General features: G+C 59.7%; 15 protein-coding genes. 3 read left to right on the top strand and 12 right to left on the bottom strand.

Translation table 11 applies throughout. From position 1 onward, the window contains the following. Window positions 1-112 precede the first annotated feature (112 nt). The 3 genes from betA to betI form a co-directional block, all read right to left on the bottom strand. A complete protein-coding gene (betA, locus tag KGB23_RS11860; protein WP_223431216.1) occupies window positions 113-1,816 on the bottom strand; it encodes a choline dehydrogenase in 1,704 nt (567 codons plus the stop codon). A gap of 155 nt (window positions 1,817-1,971) precedes the next feature. Then, a complete protein-coding gene (gene betB, locus KGB23_RS11865) occupies window positions 1,972-3,444 on the bottom strand; it encodes a betaine-aldehyde dehydrogenase (protein ID WP_223431217.1) in 1,473 nt (490 codons plus the stop codon). Window positions 3,445-3,552: 108 nt separating this feature from the next. Beyond that, window positions 3,553-4,146: a transcriptional regulator BetI gene (gene betI, locus KGB23_RS11870; protein WP_223431218.1), complete on the bottom strand. Its 594-nt coding sequence runs from the start codon at window positions 4,144-4,146 to the stop codon at window positions 3,553-3,555. Window positions 4,147-4,525: 379 nt separating this feature from the next. Here betI and KGB23_RS11875 point away from each other — a divergent pair, with 379 nt between their 5' ends. Further along, window positions 4,526-6,475 carry a BCCT family transporter gene (locus KGB23_RS11875; protein ID WP_223431235.1) on the top strand — a complete coding sequence of 650 codons (1,950 nt, stop codon included), beginning with the start codon at window positions 4,526-4,528 and terminating at the stop codon, window positions 6,473-6,475. 199 nt (window positions 6,476-6,674) lie between these two features. Here the strand turns inward: KGB23_RS11875 and choV are convergent, their stop codons facing one another. The 3 genes from choV to KGB23_RS11890 form a co-directional block, all read right to left on the bottom strand. After that, a complete protein-coding gene (gene choV, locus KGB23_RS11880; protein WP_090178813.1) occupies window positions 6,675-7,853 on the bottom strand; it encodes a choline ABC transporter ATP-binding protein in 1,179 nt (392 codons plus the stop codon). Beyond that, a complete protein-coding gene (choW, locus tag KGB23_RS11885) occupies window positions 7,850-8,695 on the bottom strand; it encodes a choline ABC transporter permease subunit (RefSeq protein ID WP_008151932.1) in 846 nt (281 codons plus the stop codon). The genes choV and choW overlap by 4 nt, the downstream gene beginning before the upstream one ends. Window positions 8,696-8,761: 66 nt before the next feature. Continuing rightward, the gene (locus KGB23_RS11890; protein ID WP_223431219.1) at window positions 8,762-9,709 is read right to left on the bottom strand and encodes a choline ABC transporter substrate-binding protein; all 948 of its coding nucleotides are present in this window, start codon (window positions 9,707-9,709) and stop codon (window positions 8,762-8,764) included. 435 nt (window positions 9,710-10,144) lie between these two features. Between KGB23_RS11890 and KGB23_RS11895 the strand changes: the two genes are divergently transcribed. After that, window positions 10,145-11,521, top strand: coding sequence for an L-serine ammonia-lyase (locus KGB23_RS11895; RefSeq protein WP_046045295.1), 1,377 nt, complete (start codon window positions 10,145-10,147; stop codon window positions 11,519-11,521). 548 nt (window positions 11,522-12,069) lie between these two features. Continuing rightward, window positions 12,070-13,173: a GlxA family transcriptional regulator gene (locus tag KGB23_RS11900; RefSeq protein ID WP_033060353.1), complete on the top strand. Its 1,104-nt coding sequence runs from the start codon at window positions 12,070-12,072 to the stop codon at window positions 13,171-13,173. A gap of 121 nt (window positions 13,174-13,294) precedes the next feature. On the opposite strand, the gene KGB23_RS11905 is transcribed toward KGB23_RS11900, so the two are convergent. The 6 genes from KGB23_RS11905 to choX all read right to left on the bottom strand — a co-directional run bounded on the left by KGB23_RS11905 (window position 13,295) and on the right by choX (window position 18,506). Then, window positions 13,295-13,558 (bottom strand): hypothetical protein, encoded by a 264-nt coding sequence (locus KGB23_RS11905; protein WP_150658433.1) that lies wholly within the window; start codon window positions 13,556-13,558, stop codon window positions 13,295-13,297. Between the two features lie 259 nt (window positions 13,559-13,817). Then, complete coding sequence (locus KGB23_RS11910) at window positions 13,818-14,981, bottom strand: gamma-butyrobetaine dioxygenase (RefSeq protein ID WP_223431220.1); 1,164 nt, start codon at window positions 14,979-14,981, stop codon at window positions 13,818-13,820. A gap of 14 nt (window positions 14,982-14,995) precedes the next feature. Beyond that, window positions 14,996-15,472, bottom strand: a complete 477-nt coding sequence (locus tag KGB23_RS11915; RefSeq protein ID WP_223431221.1) for a thioesterase family protein — start codon at window positions 15,470-15,472, stop codon at window positions 14,996-14,998. Between the two features lie 134 nt (window positions 15,473-15,606). Beyond that, window positions 15,607-16,572, bottom strand: a complete 966-nt coding sequence (locus KGB23_RS11920) for an L-carnitine dehydrogenase (protein WP_223431222.1) — start codon at window positions 16,570-16,572, stop codon at window positions 15,607-15,609. A 27-nt stretch (window positions 16,573-16,599) separates the two neighbouring features. Next, window positions 16,600-17,487, bottom strand: a complete 888-nt coding sequence (locus tag KGB23_RS11925; protein ID WP_140674841.1) for a 3-keto-5-aminohexanoate cleavage protein — start codon at window positions 17,485-17,487, stop codon at window positions 16,600-16,602. A gap of 74 nt (window positions 17,488-17,561) precedes the next feature. Beyond that, window positions 17,562-18,506, bottom strand: a complete 945-nt coding sequence (gene choX, locus KGB23_RS11930) for a choline ABC transporter substrate-binding protein (RefSeq protein WP_223431223.1) — start codon at window positions 18,504-18,506, stop codon at window positions 17,562-17,564. Between the last annotated feature and the right edge of the window lie 95 nt (window positions 18,507-18,601).

Raw genomic sequence — 18,601 nt, forward strand, 5'->3', positions numbered from 1 at the left:
GTCGCACCGCCGCTCCCACATTTGATCTTTGGTGTTCACAGAATGTGTGTTCACTGAAGATCCCCTGTGGGAGCGGGCTTGCTCGCGAAGGCAGCACCGCGGTGTAGCTGTGTTACTGAGCAGTCAGGCTCACATCACGCAACGGCTTGCCTTTCACCGGAGCATCACCGGCTACGAAGTAAGCAGCCTTGCTACGCGGCAATGGCTTGCGACCACGGATCTTGTCGGCGATTTTTTCGGCGATCATGATCGTCGGCGCGTTCAGGTTGCCGGTGGTGATGATCGGCATGATCGAGGCATCGACCACACGCAGGCTCTGCATGCCGTGCACACGACCTTCAGCGTCAACCACCGCCATTTCGTCGGTGCCCATCTTGCACGAGCAAGACGGGTGGAACGCGGTTTCGGCGTGTTCGCGGATGAACTTGTCCAACTGCTCATCAGTTTGCACGTCGATGCCCGGGCTGATTTCGCGGCCACGGAAAGCGTCCAGTGCCGGCTGTTGCATGATTTCACGGGTCAGGCGGATGCCGTCGCGGAATTCCTGCCAGTCCTGCTCGGTGGCCATGTAGTTGAACAGGATGCTTGGGTACTCGCGCGGATCCTTGGACTTGGCCTGGATGCGACCACGGCTCGGCGAACGCATGGAACCCATGTGCGCCTGGAAACCGTGCTCTTTCACACCGTTGCTGCCGTTGTAGTTAATCGCGACCGGCAGGAAGTGGTACTGGATGTTCGGCCAATCGAATTCCGGACGGGTACGGATGAAACCGCCGGCTTCGAACTGGTTGCTGGCGCCGATGCCGGTGCCTTTGAACAGCCATTCGGCACCGATGGCCGGTTGGTTGTGCAGCAGCAGCGAGGGGTACAGCGAGACCGGTTGGGTGCAGGCGTATTGCAGGTACAACTCGAGGTGATCCTGCAGGTTTTCACCCACGCCCGGCAGGTCGTGGACCACCGGAATGTCGAGTTTTTTCAGCAGCTCGGCCGGGCCGACACCGGAGCGTTGCAGGATCTGCGGCGAAGCGATGGCGCCGGAGCACAGCAGCACTTCTTTGCGGGCGCGGGCTTCAACGCGCTCTTCAGCGGCGCCGATCAGGTAACGCACGCCGACCGCACGCTTGCCTTCGAACAGGATCTTGTCAGTCAGGGCGTGGGTGACGATGGTCAGGGTCGAGCGCTTCTTGGCGATGTCCAGGTAACCGCGAGCGGTGCTGGCGCGACGGCCGTTCGGCGTCACGGTGCGGTCCATCGGGCCGAAACCTTCCTGCTGGTAACCGTTCAGGTCTTCGGTACGCGGGTAACCGGCTTGTACGCCTGCTTCAACCATCGCGTGGAACAGCGGGTTATTGCCGGCTTTCGGCGTGGTCACGCTGACCGGACCGTCGCCACCGTGGTAGTCGTTCGGGCCGATGTCGCGGGTTTCAGCCTTGCGGAAATACGGCAGGCAGTTCAGGTAGTCCCAGTCTTCCAGACCGGGCAGTTTGGCCCAGTTGTCGTAGTCCATCGCGTTGCCGCGGATGTAGCACATGCCGTTGATCAGCGAGGAACCACCCAGGCCCTTGCCGCGACCGCATTCCATCCGGCGACCGTCCATGTGTGGCTCTGGATCGGTTTCGTAGGCCCAGTTGTAGCGACGACCTTGCAGCGGGAACGCCAAAGCAGCCGGCATTTGCGTGCGAAAATCCATACGGTAGTCCGGGCCGCCTGCTTCGAGCAGCAGGACGGTGACGCCTTCGTCTTCAGTCAGACGGGTCGCCAGGGTGTTACCGGCCGAGCCGGCACCGATGATGATGTAATCGAATTCTTGGGACATTGAATGCACCCTCTTTGAAGTTGGTCAGGTCACCTGTAGCAGCTGCCGAGGAACGAGGCTGCGTTGGGTCGCGCAGCGACCCTCTGAGGGCGGTCCTGCGGACACGCAACGCAGCCTCGTGCCTCGGCAGCTGCTACAGGGTTTTCAGCCGGGGCTTAGAAAACCGAGGCGTAATCGCCCAGTTCGACCTGTACCGATTTGATGCGTGTGAAGTTGTTCAGCGAGCTGATGCCGTTCTCACGGCCCACGCCCGACTGCTTGTAGCCGCCGACCGGCATCTTGGCGTCGGACTCGCCCCAGGCGTTGATCCAGCAGATACCGGCTTCCAGTTGATGAATCACGCGGTGAGCGCGGTTCAGGTCTTTGGTGACGACACCAGCCGCCAAACCGAACTCGGTGTCGTTGGCGCGACGGATCACTTCTTCTTCGGTTTCGTAAGTCAGGATGCTCATCACCGGGCCGAAGATTTCTTCGCGAACGATGGTCATCTCGTCGGTGCAGTCGGTGAACACGGTCGGTGCCACGAACGCGCCTTTGGCGAATTCGCCGTCGGTCAGACGATCGCCGCCGCACAGCACGCGAGCGCCTTCTTCCTTACCTTTGGCGATGTAACCCAGCACGCTTTCCATGTGGGCGAAGCTGACCAGTGGGCCGAAGTTGGTGTTCTCGTCTTCCGGGTTGCCAACGCGGATGCGCGCAACGCGCTCAACGATCTTGGCTTCGAAAGCGGCTTTCAGGTGGCTTGGCACGAACACGCGAGTGCCGTTGGTGCAGACCTGACCGGAGCTGTAGAAGTTGGCCATCATCGCGGTGTCGGCGGCGCGATCGAGGTCGGCGTCGTCGAAGATGATCAGCGGGGATTTGCCGCCCAGTTCCATGGTCACGTCTTTCAGCGACGAGGCGGAAGCGCTTGCCATGACCTTCTTGCCGGTGTCGGTGCCGCCGGTGAAGGAGATTTTTTCGATACGTGGGTGTTCGGTCAACCAGGTGCCGACTTCACGGCCGCTGCCGGTCAGCACGTTGAACACGCCTGCTGGCAGGCCTGCTTCGGTGTAGATCTCGGCCAGTTTCAGCGTGGTCAGGGAAGTGACTTCGCTTGGCTTGAAGATCATTGCGTTACCGGCCGCCAGGGCAGGTGCGGATTTCCACAGGGCGATCTGGATCGGGTAGTTCCACGCGCCGATACCGGCCACGACGCCCAGCGGCTCGCGACGGGTGTAGACGAAAGAAGTGGTGCGCAGTGGAATCTGCTCGCCTTCGATGGCCGGCACCAGACCTGCGTAGTACTCCAGCACGTCAGCGCCGGTGACGATGTCGACGTACTTGGTTTCGGAGAACGACTTGCCGGTGTCCAGGGTTTCCAGGGCAGCCAGTTCATCGTTGCGCTCGCGCAGGATGTCGACGGCACGACGCAGGATGCGCGAACGCTCCATGGCGGTCATCGCGGCCCAGATTTTCTGGCCCTTTTCGGCGCTGACTACAGCGCGCTCAACGTCTGACTGGGTCGCACGTTGTACGGTTGCGAGGACTTCACCGTTAGCCGGGTTGATGGCTTCGAAGGTGGCGTCGCTGCTGGCGTCACTGTAGCCGCCATCGATGTAGAGTTTTTGCAGTTCGAAACGGGCCATAAAGTCCTCGCAAGTGCATAAGTTAGTTGGCGTTAACCACCGGGCGTGCCGTAAAGCCTTGGCAACGCTGGTCAGTGGCGGTTCAGGTGCTGAGCGGTTCTGTGTGCTCTAACTCACCTGCTTGGCCAGTTGGAAATCCATGTATTCGTAAGCGATCTGGTGCGCTTGCCCGGTGTCGAAAGCATCTCCCGACAGCGCGCCGCGCAACCACAAACCGTCAATGAGGGCTGCCAGGCCGCGGGCTGCACTGCGCGCGTCATCGAGCGGCAATACACGGCGGAACTGGCAGCACAGGTTGGAATACAGACGGTGATCGTTGATCCGCTGCAACCTGTGCAAAGACGGGTGGTGCATGCTGGTGGCCCAGAAGGCCAGCCAGGTTTTCATTGCCGGGCCATTGACCTGGCTGGCGTCGAAGTTGCCTTCGATAATCACCTGGAGGTGCGCCCGCGGGCTGCTGTCCTCCAGCGCCTGACGGCGCGCGGTGACGTTCTCGCTGAGGACACTCATCAGATACTGCGCCGTGGCAGCGATCAGGCCGTTCTTGTCCTGAAAATAGTGACTGATGATGCCATTCGAGACACCGGCCAAACGGGCGATCAGCGCAATGCTGGCGTCCCCCATGCCGACCTTATCGACAGCCTGCAACGTGGCTTCGATCAACTGCTGGCGGCGGATGGGTTGCATACCGACCTTGGGCATCTTGCACATCTCCTTAGGCCTTCCGGCGGACGTGAAACGTCTATCGGATTGAAGGCCAGTCTATTTTGTTTTGATTGAACGTTCAATCAACAAAGAATAAGATCTGCGACAATTCGTCGCTGCCTACAGGTTTTTCCTACATGTAGTTGGCGGAAAAACGACATCTGAAAACGCTCGAAACCCACACGCTCAGGCGTTCAGGGGCTTCGGGCTTTTTTCGGGCTGTCTTTATATCACCCGCTGGTCGGCTGCCAACTAAGCGATTGGTCGGGTAACGCGTTGCCTTGTGTTTTTCTCTCGCACTGCCTGGAGCATCTGTGCCATGAGTTCTGCCTCTCTAATAAAGACCCCACCCGAGAAGGTGACGGTCAACGGTTGGGTGTTCTACACCTCTACCGCGTTGATTCTGTTGTTGACCGCCATTCTGATCATCGCCCCGCAAGAGGCCGGCAGATTGCTCGGTATTGCCCAGGCCTGGTTGTCCCGCAGCTTCGGCTGGTACTACATGGTGGTGATTGCCGCTTATCTGGTGTTCGTGGTCGGCCTGGCGTTTTCGTCCTACGGCAAGCTCAAACTGGGCAGCAAGGACGACACCCCGGACTTCAGCTACGGCGCTTGGGCGGGGATGTTGTTCTCGTCGGGTATCGGTATTTCGCTGCTGTACTTCGGTGCTTCCGAGCCGCTGGACCACTACTTCAATCCGCCGGAAGGCGTGGCCGGCAGTAACCTCGCGGCACGTCAGGCGGTTCAACTGACGTTCCTGCACTGGGGCCTGCATGGCTGGGCAATCTACGCATTGGTCGGCCTGGCCGTTGCTTACTTTGCTTACCGTCATAACCAGCCGCTGGCGTTGCGTTCGGCGCTGTATCCGCTGGTCGGCGAGCGTTGGGTCAAAGGCGCGGCCGGTCATGCGGTAGACGGCTTCGGCATGTTCGTGACCCTGCTGGGTCTGGTGACGAACCTGGGGATTGGTTCGCTGCAAGTGTCGTCGGGGCTGGAAAACCTGTTCGGCATGGAACACAACAACACCAACCTGCTGATCGTGATTATCGTGATGAGCACCGTGGCGACCATCGCGGCTGTGTCCGGTGTGGAAAACGGCATCCGCCGTCTGTCCAACCTGAACATCGTGCTGTTCAGTGGTCTGCTGATTTTCGTGCTGCTGTTCGGCCCGACCCTGCACCTGCTTAATGGCTTCGTGCAAAACGTCGGCGACTACCTGAACGGCGTGGTGCTGAAGACCTTCGACCTCTATGTGTACGAAGGCGACAGTGAGAAGTCCGACCGTTGGTTGGGCCTGTGGACCCTGTTCTACTGGGCGTGGTGGATTTCCTGGGCCCCATTCGTGGGTATGTTCATCGCGCGTATTTCCCGTGGTCGCACGGTGCGTGAACTGGTAGCCGGCGTGCTGCTGATCCCGCTGGGCTTCACCCTGGCGTGGCTGTCGATCTTCGGCAACTCGGCCCTTGACCTGGTGATGAACCACGGGGCGGTGGAACTTGGCAAGACGGCGCTGGAACAGCCGTCGATGGCGATCTACCAATTGCTTGAACATTACCCGGCGTCGAAAATCGTGATCGGCGTGTCGATCTTTGTCGGTTTCGTGCTGTTCCTGACCCCGGCGGATTCCGGCGCGGTGATGATGGCCAACCTTTCGTGCAAGGGCGGCAACGTCGACGAAGATGCGCCGCACTGGCTGCGGATCTTCTGGTCGGCGGTGATCACGCTGGTGACCATCGGCCTGCTGTTCGCCGGTAACTTCGAAGCCATGCAAACCATGGTGGTGCTGGCCGGTCTGCCGTTCTCGGTGGTGCTGGTGTTCTTCATGTTCGGCCTGCACAAGGCGATGCGCCAGGACGTGCAGATCGAACAGGAGCAAGCGGAGCTCGCAGCCCGCGGTCGTCGTGGTTTCAGCGAGCGTTTGACGCAGCTGGACTTGCAGCCGAATCAGTCGATTGTTCAGCGTTTCATGGACAAGCAAGTCAGCCCGGCGCTGGAAGAGGCCGTGGTGCAATTGCGTGGCAAGGGTCTGGACGTGCAAACGTTGCTGGGCAAGGCCAAGCGTTGCATGGGCCTGCGAATCGAGATGGAAGAGGGCAACCCTTTTGTCTACGAAGTGAGTCTGGACGGCTATCTGGCGGCGGCGAGCGACATGGTTTCGGCGGAAAGTGCTGATGAACCGCGTGCACGTTACTACCGCGCCGAGGTGTACCTGCACAACGGCAGCCAGGACTACGACTTGATGGGCTTCACTTCGGATCAGATCACCCGTGACGTGCTCGATCAGTTTGAAAGCCATCGGCAGCTCCTTGGCCGGGTCTATAGCTGAGATCAGAAGTGATGCGGTAAAGCTGTTGTGGCGAGGGAGCTTGCTCTCGCTGGGTTGCGAAGCGACCCCAAGAATTTGTGAGTGCTGCGCACTCAAGCGGGAGCAAGCTCCCTCGCCACAGTTATCAGCATTCCAAGCCTGATATCTGCACTAACAAAAACGCCGCGATCTTCTCGCGGCGTTTTTGTGTGTGTTGCCTTTACCCCAGGTTCTTGCCGAGCAGTGCGTGATACAGCTCGCTGTCACCCAGAATCCCGACAACCTTGTTGTTGTCGTGCAGCACCAGCTTATTACCCGTCTGATAACGAATCTGCAGCGCATCGCGCATGCCGATGTTCGAGTCCACCAGTGTTGGCCGACGACCCAAGCCTTCAACCGCTTGCCCTGGGATCCAGTTCTGCAGGTCCAGGCTCGCGCCGTTCTGGCGAGCGCCTTTGATGGTGTTGCCTTCGGCCAGGTCCAGCCAGGAATCACCACCTGGATCGAGGCATACCGAACCGTTGATGCGTTTGCAGTTGTCCAGGGTGCGCATCAGGCTGCGACCGCACAGTACGTTCAGCGGATTGGTGTGGGCGACGAAGGTCCGCACGTAGTCGTCCGCCGGGTTCAACACGATCTCTTCCGGCTTGCTGTACTGAATGATCCGGCCGTCTTTCATGATTGCAATACGGCTGCCGAGCTTCAGGGCTTCATCGAGGTCGTGGCTCACGAAAACGATGGTCTTGCTCAGCTTGCGTTGCAGTTCCAGCAGTTCGTCTTGCAGGCCTTGGCGGATCAGTGGGTCGAGTGCCGAGAACGGTTCGTCCATCAGCAGGATGTCGGCGTCCATCGCCAGGGCACGGGCCAGGCCCACGCGTTGTTGCATACCACCGGACAGCTCGTTGGGTTTCTTGTTGCGCCATTGGGTCAGGCCCACCAGCTCAAGCTTGTCATCCACCAGTTTGCGGCGTTCTTTCTCAGGGCGACCCTGCATTTCCAGACCGAAACTGATGTTCTCGCGCACCGTCAACCAAGGCATCAGGGCGAACTTCTGGAACACCATCGCAATGCGCTTGGTGCGCATCATTTTCAGTTCTGCCGGGGTGCAGGAAGCGATGTCGATCTGCTTGCCTTCGTGCTCGACGAACAGCTTGCCGCGGCTGACGGTGTTGAGGCCGTTGATGCAGCGCAGCAAGCTGGACTTGCCGGAGCCGGACAGGCCCATCAGTACGCAGATTTCACCTTTTTCGACGTCCAGGCTGGCCTTTTCGACCCCAACGATCTGCCCGGTCTTTTTCAGGATCTCGTTACGGGTCATGCCTTGATCCAGCAGCTTGAGTGCCTCGCGTGGATCCTTGGAGAAGATTACGTCGACGTTTTCGAAGCGAATAATGCTCATGCGTCACCCCCTACTTTGGCTTCGGGTTGTTTGCAGATACGGTCGAGCATGATCGCCAGCAGTACGATCGCCAGGCCTGCTTCGAAGCCCAGGGCGATATCAGCAGTGTTCAGTGCGTTGACCACGGGTTTGCCCAGGCCATCGGCGCCCACCAGTGCCGCGATCACCACCATCGACAACGACAGCATGATGCACTGGGTGATACCGGCCGCGATGCTTGGCATGGCGTGGGGCAGTTCGATTCGCGAGAGCAGCTGACGTCGCGAGCAGCCAAAGGCCTTGCCAGCGTCCATCAATTCTTCCGGGACATCGCGAATACCCAGGTAAGTCAGGCGGATAGGTGCGGCAATCGCGAACACCACCGTAGAAATCAGACCCGGGACCACACCCAGACCGAAGAGGGTCAGGGTAGGAATGAGGTACACGAAGGTCGGTACGGTCTGCATCAGATCGAGCACCGGACGCATCAGTGTGTAGAACATCGGTTTATGCGCGGCGACGATGCCCAACGGCACGCCGATGACCACGCAGACCAGGGTGGCGAACAACACCTGGGCAAGGGTTTCCATGGTTTCCTGCCAGTACCCCAGATTGAGGATCAGCAGGAAGGAGGCGATGACAAAAACGGTCAGGCCCCACTTTCGTTGAATGAAGTGTGCCAGTAGCGCGATGAGGCCGATCAATGCCAGCGGGTTGAACCAGGTCAGCGCAAAAGTCACGCCGTGGATCATCGTTTCCAGTGACACGGCGATTGCGTCGAAGGTGCTGGCGCCGTTTTGCGTCAACCATTCAACGAAGCCCGCGATGTACTGGCCTAAAGGTATTTTCTGATCAATCAGCATGGTAGTGAACGTCCGCATGCAAGGAAATAAACAGCCCGGGCGAGCGAACTCGCCCGGCGTAAGCGATTACTGCGCGAGCTTGGCTTTCACGGCCTCCAGGCCTGGTTTACCGTCAATGGTGGTCACGCCAGCGAGCCAGGTATCGAGGACCTGTGGATTCTTTTTCAGCCAGGCCTTGGCGGCCGCGTCAGGCTTCATTTTGTCGTCCAGGACGTTGCCCATCAGGGTGCTTTCCATGTTCAGCGTGAACTGCAGGTTTTTCAGCAACTGACCGACGTTGCTGCATTCCTGCGCATAGCCCTTGCGGGTGTTGGTGTAGATGGTTGCCTGACCGAAGTTCGGGCCGAAATAGTCGTCGCCGCCGGTCAGGTACTTCATCTTGAAACGTGTGTTCATCGGGTGTGGTTCCCAGCCCAGGAACACCACGGCGGTGTTGCGGCGCTGGGCGCGATCGACTTGCGAGAGCATGCCTGCCTCGCTGGACTCGACCACCTTGAAGCCGGCATCTTTCAAGCCGAAGGCGTTCTTGTCGATCATGCTCTGGATCAGGCGGTTGCCGTCGTTGCCTGGTTCGATACCGTAGATCTTGCCGTCGAGTTCTTTCTTGAACTTGGCGATGTCGGCGAAATCTTTCAGACCTTTGTTATACAACTCTTCGGGGACGGCGAGTGTGTATTTTGCGTTTTCCAGGTTGGCGCGCAGGGTGTCCACGGTGCCGGCATCGCGGTAGGCCTTGATGTCGTTTTCCATGGTCGGCATCCAGTTACCCAGGAATACGTCCATGTTCTTGCCGTCGGCCAGGGACTTGTAGGTCACCGGTACGGAAATCATCGTGGTTTTGGTCTTGTAGCCGAGGGCATCGAGGACGACGCTGGTGGTGGCGGTGGTGACAGTAATGTCAGTCCAGCCGACATCGGAGAAGTTTACGGTGCTGCATTGAGCCGGTTCGGCGGCTTGAGCCAGAAACGGCAGACTCAGCATGGCGGCCAACAACAACGACGGGGAACCTTTCATGGATGGACTCCTTGGTGTTTTTTTTGGCAGTGTTCCGACTGGACCACCGCACTTATAGGTTGCGGTTGGATGGCGTTTTGGAGACATCTCTACCACGGCGCCTTGCAATCGAGTCGATACGATCATGTACCAGTGAAAATCTGACGCCTACAGGGTGCGTCGTAACCAGTACAGGGATGGTCGCATCCAGTGTCGGTGACGTCGTTTACAGCTTTTTTCAGCCCCCTTTGACCCTCTGATCCGCAAAAAAACGGCGAAAATACTGCGTAAGCGGCCTGCGGCGCTAGCGGGCATGAGTGCGTCGGTGTGGGACGTCGAACGACATGACAAAAGCCTGATGATGCGGCCATCTCGGCGGATTGCAGCTTGAGCGTAGCAGCTCCGTCACTGGGCGCTTTTGCGTCTGGAGTTGGCACATCCAGGAGTTCGGCAGTAATGGCTATCAGTGTTTTCGACCTGTTCAAAATCGGCATCGGCCCTTCCAGTTCGCACACCGTGGGGCCTATGCGCGCCGCGGCGTTGTTCGTGCAAGGTTTGCGTGAGCAGGGTCTTTTGGAACAAGTACGGCGCGTCGAAGTTCAGCTTTATGGTTCGTTGTCGGCCACCGGCATCGGTCACGGCAGCGACAATGCAGTGATCATGGGCCTGATGGGCGAATGGCCGGACGCGATCGATCCGTCGCAAATCGGCATTCGCATCGAAACCCTGCGCGAAACCCACACACTGTTGCTCGACGGTCGTTTGTCGGTCCCGTTCATCTGGGCCCGGGACATGCGCCTGATCGACGAGAACCTGCCGTTCCACCCCAACGCGATGACGCTGATCGTCGAAGGTGATGACGGCGAGCTGCATCGCGACACCTACTATTCCATCGGCGGTGGTTTTGTCGTTGATGAGGCACAGGCTTCCAGCGGTGTGGTCGATCTGGACCGCACCGTGCTGCCGTACGATTTCTCCAGTGCCGCCGAACTGCTTAGCCTCTGCAAGCAGCACAACTTGCGCGTTGCAGAGTTGATGATGGCCAACGAGAAAGTCTGGCGTAGCGAAGAGGAAATCCGCGCCGGCCTGATGACACTCTGGCGCGCCATGCAGGATTGCGTGGAGCAAGGCCTCAAGCACGAAGGCATTCTGCCCGGTGGCCTGAATGTGCGTCGTCGCGCGGCCAAACTGCACCGCAGCCTGCAAGAACTGAACAAACCCAACGTGATCGGCTCGACCTTGAGCGCCATGGAATGGGTCAACCTGTTCGCCCTGGCGGTCAACGAAGAAAACGCCGCGGGCGGGCGCATGGTCACGGCACCGACCAATGGCGCGGCGGGGATCATTCCGGCGGTGTTGCACTACTTTATGAAGTTCAGCGAGGTAGTGACTGACGCCAACGTAGTCGACTATTTCCTCAGTGCGGCGGCGGTAGGGATTCTGTGCAAGAAGAACGCTTCGATTTCCGGTGCTGAAGTCGGTTGCCAGGGCGAAGTCGGTTCGGCCTGCGCCATGGCGGCGGCCGGGCTGGCGGAGATTCTGGGGGCGACACCGGAGCAGCTGTGTAACGCGGCGGAAATCGGTCTGGAACACAACCTCGGCCTGACCTGTGACCCGGTGGGCGGGCTGGTGCAAGTGCCGTGCATCGAGCGCAATGCGATTGCTGCGGTGAAGGCGATCAACGCGGCGCAGATGGCGCTACGTGGCGACGGTCAGCACTTTATCTCGCTGGATCGGGTGATCCGCACGATGCGTGATACCGGCGCCGATATGCATGACAAATATAAAGAGACATCGCGCGGTGGGTTGGCGGTTAGCGCGGTTGAGTGCTGATACCGAGTTGACTTGTGGCGAGGGAGCTTGCTCCCGCTGGGGCGCGAAGCGGCCCTAAAATCTTTACGACTGCTGCGCAGCCGAGCGGGAGCAAGCTCCCTCGCCACACCAGACCAGACCAGACCAGTCAAAACTGCGCACTAAGTGAACACCCGATTCAAAACGCGCCACGTTTTGGCGCGTCGCTTACAGACAAGCGGCTTCACCTGGATCACGGATCCAGGTTGGCCACTACCGCCTGTCACCCGTGCTTGCGGTGACACTCTTCACCAGGTCGCTGTAGCCCTGTTCCCACAAGTGCTACCGATTTGCTCACGCCCAACGGGGCCGAGCGCCTCCCGCCGATAATGGCACTTATAACCCCCACTCCGCGCGCGTCATATATAGACACATTCCGACGTCGTTTTCAGGAGTTATTGAACGGCCATTCAACTTTAGGCATGGCAATTGCTCTGTCATTACAAAGCCCGTCTCCCACGCGAGAACGATGGCAATAACAAGAGCCTCCGCCTGAGGCCATCACCCGCTTTGTGTGAGGAGATACCGCGATGACGACGTTCAACTCCGGGGCCCAACCCCAGAACCGTGCGCCTCAATCCATCGGCTTTTTGCTGCTGGACAATTTCACGCTTATTTCTCTGGCCTCCGCAGTAGAACCCCTGCGTATGGCCAACCAGTTGTCCGGTCGCGAGCTGTATCGCTGGAGCACGCTTACTGTCGACGGCGGTCAGGTCTGGGCCAGTGACGGTCTGCAGATCACCCCCGATTGCTCCATGCACAAAGCGCCGCCCCTGGACACCGTGATTGTCTGTGGCGGTATCGGCATCCAGCGCACTGTTACCCGTGAACACGTTTCGTGGCTGCAAAGCCAAGCGCGTCAGTCCCGCCGTCTCGGAGCGGTCTGCACTGGCAGCTGGGCCCTGGCGTGCGCCGGCCTGCTGGATGGTTTCGATTGCAGCGTGCATTGGGAATGCCTGGCCTCGATGCAGGAAGCTTTCCCGCGTGTGGCCATGAGTACCCGCCTGTTCACCCTCGACCGTAACCGTTTCACCAGCTCCGGTGGCACCGCGCCGCTGGACATGATGCTGCACCTGATCAGCCGCGATCACGGTCGTGAACTGTCAGCCGCGATTTCGGAGATGTTTGTCTACGAGCGTATTCGCAACGAGCAGGATCACCAGCGTGTGCCGCTCAAGCACATGCTCGGCACTAACCAGCCGAAGTTGCAGGAAATCGTTGCTCTGATGGAGGCCAACCTGGAAGAGCCGATCGACCTCGACGAACTGGCGGTGTATGTCGCCGTGTCCCGTCGTCAACTGGAGCGGCTGTTCCAGAAATACCTGCACTGCTCGCCGTCGCGTTATTACCTGAAACTGCGTTTGATCCGCGCCCGGCAGCTGCTCAAGCAAACGCCGATGTCGATCATCGAAGTGGCGTCTGTTTGTGGCTTCGTGTCCACGCCGCACTTCTCCAAGTGCTACCGCGAATACTTCGGCATTCCGCCGCGTGACGAGCGCGTAGGTTCCAACACCACGCAACAAGTGGCGATGATGCCGCTGCCGCAAGCACTGGTGTTGTCACCGTTGTCCGGGCCGTTGTCGGCGTTGAGTCAGGCGCGTAACGAGTCGACGTTTGCCAGCGTAAGGCTCTAAACCGAGGCGCCTGCTTCGCGAGCAAGCCCGCTCCCACATTTAACCGAGTTCTCTCTGGGGGAATGCGGTCAAATGTGGGAGCGGCGGTGCGACGATTCGACTTGCTCGCGAAGACGGTTTATCAGGCGCTACGGCTCTGTTGATACTCCGCCAACGCGGGCAGCAATTGCCTGTCGATGGCCTGGCGCACGGCCGGCAGAATGGTCGCGCTGCTGGTGTACATCTGCTTGACCATGGTCCGCAGCGTCATCGCCCGTTCATCGTTCAAGCCTCGCACTGCACATTCGCAAGCCTGCTGTGCTGTAGAGCCACTCGGTACTTGAAAACCCAACGATTTCAGCTGGCCCAACAGGTCTTCCTGGTCAATCAAATCGGCGTGCATCATGACGCAATCCTTCTTCAGGGAACGGTGTCGTGGTTCGATTCTCATAGGGGTGCGGGGTGGCGGCAAGGACGATTTGTCGCAATGGCCGCAATACCTATGAACAGGTCGTTTTCGGCTAACTTGCTGCGGATAGGAGTGGGCACACTGGAGTCAGCTGGCTTCACGAAGGTTTGGTCACCCTCGCGCAACGGCTCCTCAACAGTACCCACCTCTGCCCCGATCCTGTCACGGCTTGATCGGGGTTTTTTTTGCCTGAGGTTTAACGCTGCAGGACGAGGATGCGCGACAACAATTCATCACGGTCGACATAGCAACCCTGAAAATGCCGGGCGCCGGTGGCGGGGTCGAAGGCGTTGCGGGCGTGGAGGGTGCGGCGGTTGTCGAAACACCACATTTCGCCGGGGTTTAGCCGCGTCATCACGCGGAATCGCGCTTCCCGGGTCATCGCAATAAAGCGGCGGTAGGCGTGATAGAGAGCGGGCATCTGCTCGGCCGACGCATCGAACGGACCGCGCAGAAAGTTCGCCATGCGGATTTCTGAAACCTGCCCAAAGGCATCCAGCGCGATGATCGGTGCGAGACAGCGGTAGTCGCTGTGGCGGTCTTTGTTGCGGAACTCCACAGGTATTTCGCAAAGGCTTTTGAACGCCTCGGGATCTTCATCGCGCAAGGCTTCGGCAATGGCAAAACCGTCGACGAAAATACTCTCGCCACCCTCGACGTCATTCACCAGGCAATGCAGAAACTGCAGCCCCGGTTGTAACTCCCGGGTTGGCAAATCGCTGTGCAGTGGCAGGTTGAAAGCGGTGTAGGCATTGCTGTCGGCATCAGCCTTGGATTGCACGTTGAACAGCACGCCAAAATTGCTCTCGCGGATGAAGGAAATTCGCTGGGCGATCAGCTTCAGCGAGCCCGGCTCGGTGGGCACACCGCCGACCTGAGTCAGGCCGATGTCGCGCACGGCCAGCAGCCATTGCAGCAAGGCGTCGTTGTCGTTCATCAACGCCTGGTAGTCGAACACCGGCAGCTTCAGATTATGGTTCCAGAGCTGACTTTTGGGCTTGGCGGCCCGGCGTTCGGCGCGGGACTCATCGTCGTAGGCGTGGGCCCGTAACCAGCCAGGATCGAAGCGGCTGAGATGGCCGTCCTGCCAATCGACACGCAGGCAGCCTTCGGCATCAATGCTGACGTTCGAGGGCTTCAGGTTTTCGGCGACGTCGACGATTTCCAGCACTTGTTCGCGGGTGACGGTGTAGACGCACAGCGGGCACGGGCAGTTGTCCCGCAACCACTGATGATGAAACGGGCTGACACGGTCATCGGCCCACTTCACTTGAATTCGGTCCGCCAGGGTGTGTACGGCGGTCAACGCGCTGATCAACGGGTAGGTACGGAAGTCGGCAAAAGCGGCGGCGGTGTTCAATGGCGATCTCCTTGTTATTTTTTAGGGGGTAATGCGATCACTCGGCCGATGTAGTCGGGGGCGGGAAGGTCGGTTTGCTCGGCGACGATGGCTTGCAGCTTGCTCAAGGTGTCTTCGCTGAACGGTGCGGAGCGCGGCCCGGCGAGGTCGACGTGCAGCAGCATTTGCTCGTTGCCCGCCAGCTCCTTGTCATCGCCTACCAAATGCAGGCTGTGATAGAGGTGCAGGCGTTTGCTGTCGTGGCCGATGATTTGGGTGTGCACTTCGACGTCGGCGTCGAGCTTCACTTCGCGCAGGTAATTGAGGTGCAGTTCGAGGGTGAACAGCGAGTTGCCGCTGGCTTCGCGGTTGTTGCTGTCCATGCCCAGACGATCCATCAGCGCGTCGGTGGCGTAGCTGAAGATGAGCAGGTAGAAGGCGTCGCGCAGGTGGCCGTTGTAGTCGACCCAGTCGGGGATGATTTTGGTTTGGTAGGTGGTGAGGGTGGGCATGATGAGGGATCCAAATGGTGTGGTGACTGGATGGCCTCATCGCGAGCAAGCTCGCTCCCACATTGGTTCTGTGAACGACGCAGATCTAGTGTGGGAGCGAGCCTGCTCGCGATGGGGCCGGTCCTGCTGGCTTATTATTCGCTGAAGGCCATCCCATGCTTCTCTTTGGTGGTCTTAACCGCCTCCAGCACCGCCAGCAAGCAATCATCACGATAGCGCTCCAGCGCCGAAATGCTGTGCGTGCCCAGCTGATCGCTGGTGCCATCCACCACATCATCAATCAACTTGTCGGTCAGCTCCGGCGCCGGCAGATACGTCCACGGCAACTGCAACGCCGGCCCGAATTGCGCCATGAAGTGCCGCATGCCTGCATCACCACCCGCCAGGGTATAGGTCAAGAACGTGCCCATGAACGACCAGCGCAGACCCGCGCCAAAGCGAATCGCATCATCGATTTCACCGGTGGTCGCCACACCGTCGTTGACCAGGTGCAGCGCCTCACGCCACAGCGCTTCGAGCAAGCGGTCGGCAATAAACCCCGGCACTTCCTTGCGCACATGCAGCGGACGCATGCCCAAGGATTCATAGACCTTCATTGCCGCTTGAACAGCTTCCGGCGCGGTGTTTTTGCCGCCAACCACTTCCACCAGCGGCAGCAGATAAACCGGGTTGAACGGGTGGCCGACCACGCAGCGTTCCGGGTGCGTCGAACTCTCGTAGAACTCGCTCGGCAACAGCCCCGAAGTACTGGAACCGATCAAGGCATTGGGCTTGGCCGCCGCGCTGATTTTGCTGTGCAGTTCCAGTTTCAGGTCCAGACGCTCAGGGGCGCTTTCCTGAATGAAATCCGCGTCGCGAACGCATTCTTCAATGGTGGCAACAAAGCTCAACCGATCCTGCGATGCGCCTGGCGCAAGGCCCTGTTTCTCCAAAGCGCCCCAGGCATTGGCGACGCGTTTGCGCAGCGCGGCTTCGGCACCGGGCGCCGGGTCCCAGGCCACCACGTCGAGGCCGTGGGCGAGGGCGCGGGACACCCAACCGCTGCCGATGACACCGCTGCCCAGGGCTGCGAAGGTTTTGATTTCAGTGATAAAAGTCATGGCAATTCCAGAATTTGAAAAGGTCGATTAACCGCGCTTGGTCAGGCCCATTTTTGCCCGGCCTTCAGCCGGCGTCAGAACACGGGCGCCGAGACGGCTGAGGATTTCCGAGGCGCGTTCGACCAGTTGGCCGTTGGTCGCCAGTACGCCCTTGTCCAGCCAGATGTTGTCTTCCAGACCGACCCGCACGTTGCCGCCGAGCAACACCGCTTGCGCAGCCATCGGCATTTGCATGCGACCGATGCCGAACCCGGCCCAGACCGCATTGGCAGGCAGGTTGTCGACCATGGCTTTCATGGTGGTGGTGTCAGCCGGCGCGCCCCACGGGATGCCCAGGCAGAGTTGGAACAGCGGGTCGTCGAGCAACCCTTCCTTGATCATCTGCTTGGCGAACCACAGGTGACCGGTGTCGAAGATTTCCAGCTCGGCCTTCACGCCCAGCTCTTGAATACGTTTGGCGCCAGCACGTAGCTGGGCCGGGGTGGACACGTAAATGGTGTCGCCGTCGCCGAAGTTCAGAGTGCCGCAATCGAGGGTGCAGATTTCCGGCAGCAGTTCTTCGACGTGGGCCAGACGGGTCAGCGGGCCGACCAGGTCAGTGTTCGGGCCGAACTCCATCGGGTTCTCGCCCGCGCCGATTTCCAGGTCGCCGCCCATGCCGGCGGTGAGGTTGACGATGATGTCGACGTCCGCCTCGCGGATGCGCTCCATCACTTCGCGATACAGCGCGACATCACGGCTGAATTTGCCGGTTTCGGGGTTACGAACGTGGCAGTGAACGACCGTGGCGCCAGCCTTGGCGGCTTCCACGGCGGCAGCGGCGATTTGTTTCGGAGTGACCGGCACGTGTGGGCTCTTGCTGGTCGTGTCGCCAGCACCGGTGAGTGCGCAGGTGATGATGACGTCGTGGTTCATGAGGCGGGTTCCTTGCAGGCGTGATGATTCCGTTCGCAGCCCGGTCAGGCTGCGAGTCGGTGGTTCAATCGGGTTTATTTAGTGGTCAGTTTCAGGTTGTCAGCCGCCGGTTTGCCATCGAAGGTGGTCACGCCTTCGAGCCAGCGTTGCTTGTCTTGCGGGTGATCTTTCAGCCATTGCTTGGCCGATTCGAAGGCGTCCTTGTGATCCAGCAGCGGCTGCATCATCCGGCTCTCGTCTTCGGCGGTGTAGGTCAGGTTGCTCAGCAAACGGCCGATGTTCGGGCATTGCTCGGCGTATTTCGGTGCGGTGACGGTCCAGACCGTGGCCATGCCTTCGTTCGGGCCGAGAGCGTCTTCGCTGCCGGTGAGGTAAGTCATTTGCACGTTGACGTTCATCGGGTGCGGCGCCCAGCCGAAGAACACCACGGCCTCTTTGCGTCGCACGGCGCGATCCACCGCCGCGAGCATGCCGGCCTCACTGGACTCGACCAACTGGAACTTGCCGAGGCCGAACTGGTTTTTGGCGATCATCGCCTTGATCTGGGTGTTGGCGCCCGAGCCAGGCTCGATACCGTAGATCTTGCCGCCCAGTTCTTTCTCGAACTTGGCGATGTCGGCGAAGGTTTTCAGGCCCTTGTCGGCGAGGTAAGTCGGTACGGCGAGGGTGGCGCGGGCGTCTTTCAGGCTTGGCGCTTCAAGCACCTTGACCTGATTGGCCGCGACGAACGGGGTGATGGTCTGGGTCATCAGCGGGTTCCAGTAGCCCAGGAACAAGTCCAGGCGCTGGTCGCGGATCCCGGCGAAGATGATTTGCTGTGAAGCGCTGGTTTGTTTGGTGTTGTAGCCGAGGCCATCGAGCAGGACTTGGGTCATGGCACTGGTGGCGATCACGTCGGTCCAGTTCACAACGCCCATGCGCACGTTCTGGCATGAAGCAGGTTCGGCCGCCATGACGCTGGCGCTCAGGAAAGCGGTACCGCTGAGTGCAAGAACACAGCTGCTGATCAGTCGTTTCATCTCAGGTTCCTCGGCAGTTCGTTATTGTGGGTCCGGTCGTCTTTTTGCGCCGGTGATGCCAAGTTACGCAGCTTAAGGCCCGCTAAAGCGCACTG

Origin of the sequence: Pseudomonas sp. GL-B-26, assembly GCF_019947405.1 — a bacterium.
Lineage (GTDB): Bacteria > Pseudomonadota > Gammaproteobacteria > Pseudomonadales > Pseudomonadaceae > Aquipseudomonas.